Origin of the sequence: Pseudarthrobacter sp. (genome assembly GCF_036675385.1) — a bacterium.
GTDB lineage: Bacteria > Actinomycetota > Actinomycetes > Actinomycetales > Micrococcaceae > Arthrobacter.
The window spans coordinates 1-4,624 of sequence record NZ_JAKFFD010000155.1; the positions used below are offsets into that span (position 1 = coordinate 1).

The following is a 4,624-nucleotide window of genomic DNA, read 5'->3' on the forward strand; positions in this document are numbered from 1 at the left end:
ACCTGGTCCTGTTCGTCTACGGACTGGTGGTCCCCCAGGATTCAGCCGGCAACTTCGTGCCGCTGAACGGCTTCGACAACGTCCTGCACCTGCTGCTCGGCGTCGGCATGGTTGCCCTGGCAAAGATCCTCACCAAGGGCCAGGCCAAGGCACGCGCCTAGCAACTCCCCCGGCGGAAACCCGCCGCATGGGCGGTCATGGCCCCCGCTGCAGCTCCCCGCTGCTGCCGGGGCCATTGCCGTTCCCGATCGGGCCGGCCGGGCGTAGCATCCGGCCATAGAACCAGTTCGGGCCATCCTTCTTTCCGGAGCGTGCTCCCCGCCCGGCCTGCCTGCGGAAGTCCGACTCCTGCACTCGTCAGGTCATGGCCCGGCGACGAGAATGTCCTCAATGGCTTCCTCGCAGCCAGGTACGTGCGTGCCGGCATGGACCTTCGAGAACTTGCTCACAACCTGGCCCATGTTGTCGAAACCGAAGACAGTAGCGGCACCCTTGATCTCGGTGATGATGCCCGCAACGGCGCCCGGGCCGTCGGCGACTGCATGGTCCGAGATGCCGAGTCCGGTGCAGGCAGCATGTTCGTTGGCAATCTCGGCTGAAGCCGGGGCAGCGCCGGCAAAAAGCACCGCCAGTACGGCGGCGGCGACGGCAGCGGAGGAACGTTTAGTGTTCATGGATATCTCCTGAAAATAGAGCTTCAGCGAAGCCCCGATATCCACGGCGGAGAGGATTCAGAACCCCGCCAGTGACGTTATTCTCCGCTTACGGGATGGGCGCCGCAATAGGTTTTTGGGGCTGCAAGAGCCGGCGGACCCACGGCGGCTGATGTGCACGCACGCTATCGCAGTACTCGACACTCTTTCCGGGGCGCAAGGTTCCCGAGACGCTGTAGGCCTGCGGCACCGTCTGGTTGCTGTCAGGCGCGCCGGTCTAGCCCTGGACTCACACCGGCACAACGGCTAGAAGCAGGCGGGCTGGTAGGCAGGGTCCGCGGGGCCGGAAACCTTGCCGAGGGCGTGGCCCACGATCTGGTGCACCACGGGGTCATTCGGCGTCTGGTCGTGTTCGAAGACATCTGCCGGGCACTTGTCCTGGATGGTGATGTTGGTGACCTGCCGGGCCGGACCGTTCAGGAACTGGCTGTTGTAGGGAATAACCACTTCGTCGTAAACCGTGGAGATGACGGTGTAGGAGGGTCCCGCTACGGTGTCGCCGATGGAGTTGAGCTCCTGCATGAACGCCGAGCCTGCCTGCTGATCGGCGCAGGCGGCACAGCCCAAGCCGGTGAAGTCAGGGTCCTGGACGAAGCCCGGCGGCGGGACAATCACACCTTCGGTCCCGTGGCTGGAGGGTGCGATGCCGATGAGCTGACGGACGTACTTGGCCCCGCCGAGGAAGCCCATGTAGTAGCGGGGCATCATGCCGCCCTGGCTGTGGCCCACCAGGTCCACTTTCTTCGCTCCGGTGGCAGCACGTACCGCGTCCACAAACGGGGCGAGTTCCTGCGCTGACTCGGCCACCGGTGCGGTGGCATACACGCCATTCGTCTCGCCGTAGTTGAGGGCGAAAACGCAGTACCCGGCGCTCTTGAGGTACGGCGAGAGGGTGGACCAGTTCTTCTCCATGCTCTCGAACGTTCCCGGTACCAGGATGACCGGATGGGGATGCTCGGCGGTTGGCTTGCAGGACCAGTCGTTGGCCCCCGGCGGGGAAATCTCGATCGCCTGGGCGGGAGCCGCAACCAAGGAAGTGACGAGGACGGCGGCAGCCGCAACGGACAGGGCCCGGGTAACGAATGACATGGAAACCTCTTTGTTCATGTGCCAACAGGGGCGGCCGGTAGTGATGGTTCTGGGCGTTGATCAGGCACCGGCCGGGTTTCCCATGCTACGCAGCACACCCGTCCTTGCGGAGCCGGGTTGCACAGACGTGCGCCAAAAAAGCCCTATAAAGCGGTGCGCTCTCCCCCGAGGCCAAAACCCTCAAACCCAGCGTTGTTACTGGTGGGTAGCGTATGCGTCCGTGAAGGCCCTGAGAAAACCCCTCAAGGTCGCTGCACAAATGTGCACCATGTGCGGAACATAGCGCCGCAGCGCCAAGGCAGGTTCTCAGGCTATGACCGGTGAACCCATCAGGCCTATGAATGTGATCCTCAGGAACTTTAGCGCTGGGACATCCTGAGCAAGCAGGTGCAAAGCCACCCGCGCCTTGTCCAACAAACGCGTCACACCGGTAGGCTGGGAATCCCCAGACCACGAAGCGAGGCATAACGTGCACGAGGACGCCGTCCGGTTCCTGTCCCAGCCGGTGCAGGCCCAGCCCGGCTCACCCCTCCGCGTGGCGGTGTACTCCCGGATCGCCGAAGCCATCCGCAACGACCTCCTCAAGCCCGGCTCCATGATCCCCACGGAAACCGAGCTCGGCGCCGATATGAAAGTCAGCCGCACCGTGGTCCGCGAAGCCCTCATGCTGCTCGAGGAAGACGGGCTCATCCGGGCGAGGCGCGGCGTCGGACGCTTCGTCTCGGACACCCTCCCCCGCATCGGCATCGAACGGATCCGCCCGTTCGAGGAAGTCCTCGGCGGCCCCGGCCAGCACCTGGAAATCAAACGCGTCCTCCGGGAGCGGCAGCCCGCCTCCGAGTTCGTCGCCCCCGGCGTCGGCGTGGAGCCCGGCAGCGACTGCTGGCTGTGGGAATCCGTCCTGATCCGCGACGGCGAGGCCATCGCCCACCTGCAGGAAAACGTCTCCGCCCAGCCCGTCAGCCTCGGCAGCCGCCCCGCCGCACTTTTGGACATCGAGGACGACGCCGGCGCCACCCTGCTTGCCACGCTCACCAAACAGCTCGGCCGGCAGCCCGGTCCGGGCGAGTGCCAGATCAGCCTGAGCCAGGTGGGGCCCAGCCGAGCGAAGCTGCTGGACCTCCGGCCGTCGGACCCTGTGCTGGTCCTCACCCAGTACGTCAGGCACGCGAACCGGCCCTTTTACCTGGCCAAGTGCCTCATCGCGGCCCGCGCCGGCCACCTGTCAGTAATGCAGTCCCTGCAGTCCTGACGGCAACCGCGGTCTGACTAGGGCCGTACGCAACCGACCGCATCGCAGGCGTTCACGAGGCCATTGGCCCAGTACATGCCGGTGCCGTAAATATTCTCGTCGGCGGATGATTCGACCTTGTCGCGGACTGATGCGTTTCCGGTCCCGGCAGAAGTGCTCCAGACAAGCGCAGCAACGCCGGCGACGATGGGTGAAGCCATCGAGGTGCCACTGGCGATGTCGTAACCATGGGAGCGGTTGTTTTGCGTCCCCAGGACAAAGGATCCGTTCGGGAAGGTCGAGTACACGCTGACACCGGGCGCTGCGACGTCCACCCACTTGCCATAGGTCGAGAAGGAGGCTTTCACGTTCTTGTTGTCGGTTGCTGCAACGGCAATAACATTTGCGTAGGCGCCCGGGTAGATCTTGGCCTGGGTACCGGCGTTGCCGGCCGCGGCGACGATCACCGCCCCTGCCTTCCAGGCGTTATTAACCGCGATCTCCAGGGTCCGTGAGGAAACACGCTGCCCCAGGCTCATATTGATGACCTTGGCCTCATTATCCACGGCCCAGCCGATGCCTTTGGCGATGCTCGAGGTGGAGCCGGACCCCTGGTCGTTCAGGACTTTGCCGTCCAGGATGTCGCAGTCCGGGCACACACCGGAGACGCCAACCGTATCTTTGATGGCGGCAATGATGCCGGCGACGTGTGTGCCGTGGCCGTATTTGTCTTCACCAGTTGCCGCATCACTGTAGTTAACGCGTTCAACAACCTGTGATGAGATGTCGTCGTGGCTGCTCGTGACTCCTGTATCGAGCACAGCCACCCTGATGCCGGCACCAGTCGTTTTAACCCACGCTTCGACGGCGTCCACGTCGGCGTCTGGCGTACCCCCGGCCACTTTTACTCCCAACGTGCTGGTAAATTCCTGGCCAGTGTTGTGCAAAGCGTACTGGCGGGGGAAATAGTCGACGTTGGGCTGATCGGTAGCTACCGTCACCACATGGTCCGGCTCGGCGTATTCAACGTTTGGGTTCCGGCTGAGGGCGTCGATGAGCTGCAGTTCCTTGCCGGCCGGAACCTTGATGAGGCGGGCCCCCGTGCTGCCAATCCACGGGCCGTCGCTGAGGCCATGGCGGCGCAGTACCCCAACCGCCGCCGCATCAACGCGGAACTTGACCATAATCTGCCCCGCGATGTGCGACGGCTCGGGCGCTGCGTTGCCTGGGCCGGCGAAGGTGATGGCGCCGAGCCCCATCATGAGGGCCGCGAAACCGGCGATAACTGTTTTTTTCATGGGGTTATCTTGCGCTAACCCGGACCGGCTGGATAGTGGTTGCGGAAAAGTCTGCGGATATTTCAGGCGGCCGCCGCACCCGCGGCAAGTGCCGCCGTCGTACTTTCAGTAAAGGACAGCAGCGTCTCCACCAGGTGCGGCGCGAAGTCCCCTTCCAGCGAGAGGACCACCCGGCACCGCGCGCCGGGCTGCTCCGGGTAGCCCAAGTAGGAGCCGCGCATGTCGCAGACGGTCTGCCCGCGGCCCGGCCCGGCAGAGGTGTCGACGGCGGCATGCACCACCGGGGCCACCGT

5 protein-coding genes and 1 pseudogene are annotated in these 4,624 nt (G+C 64.4%); 2 read left to right on the forward strand and 4 right to left on the reverse strand.

Going from position 1 to position 4,624, the window contains the following annotated elements:
• Positions 1 to 8 precede the first annotated feature (8 nt).
• Positions 9 to 161, forward strand: a complete 153-nt coding sequence (locus V6M49_RS12410) for a DUF4383 domain-containing protein (RefSeq protein ID WP_332761279.1) — start codon at positions 9 to 11, stop codon at positions 159 to 161.
• Positions 162 to 362: 201 nt separating this feature from the next.
• Here V6M49_RS12410 and V6M49_RS12415 read toward each other — a convergent pair whose 3' ends face one another.
• Complete coding sequence (locus V6M49_RS12415; RefSeq protein ID WP_254748161.1) at positions 363 to 674, reverse strand: hypothetical protein; 312 nt, start codon at positions 672 to 674, stop codon at positions 363 to 365.
• A 285-nt stretch (positions 675 to 959) separates the two neighbouring features.
• The gene (locus tag V6M49_RS12420; RefSeq protein ID WP_332761277.1) at positions 960 to 1,802 is read right to left on the reverse strand and encodes an esterase/lipase family protein; all 843 of its coding nucleotides are present in this window, start codon (positions 1,800 to 1,802) and stop codon (positions 960 to 962) included.
• A 469-nt stretch (positions 1,803 to 2,271) separates the two neighbouring features.
• Here V6M49_RS12420 and V6M49_RS12425 point away from each other — a divergent pair, with 469 nt between their 5' ends.
• Complete coding sequence (locus V6M49_RS12425; RefSeq protein ID WP_332761280.1) at positions 2,272 to 3,054, forward strand: GntR family transcriptional regulator; 783 nt, start codon at positions 2,272 to 2,274, stop codon at positions 3,052 to 3,054.
• A gap of 17 nt (positions 3,055 to 3,071) precedes the next feature.
• On the opposite strand, the gene V6M49_RS12430 is transcribed toward V6M49_RS12425, so the two are convergent.
• Both V6M49_RS12430 and V6M49_RS12435 read right to left on the reverse strand, forming a co-directional pair.
• Positions 3,072 to 4,331 carry a S8 family serine peptidase gene (locus tag V6M49_RS12430; RefSeq protein ID WP_332761278.1) on the reverse strand — a complete coding sequence of 420 codons (1,260 nt, stop codon included), beginning with the start codon at positions 4,329 to 4,331 and terminating at the stop codon, positions 3,072 to 3,074.
• Between the two features lie 62 nt (positions 4,332 to 4,393).
• Positions 4,394 to 4,624 (reverse strand): annotated as a pseudogene (locus tag V6M49_RS12435) (nucleoside hydrolase); the annotation flags it as partial.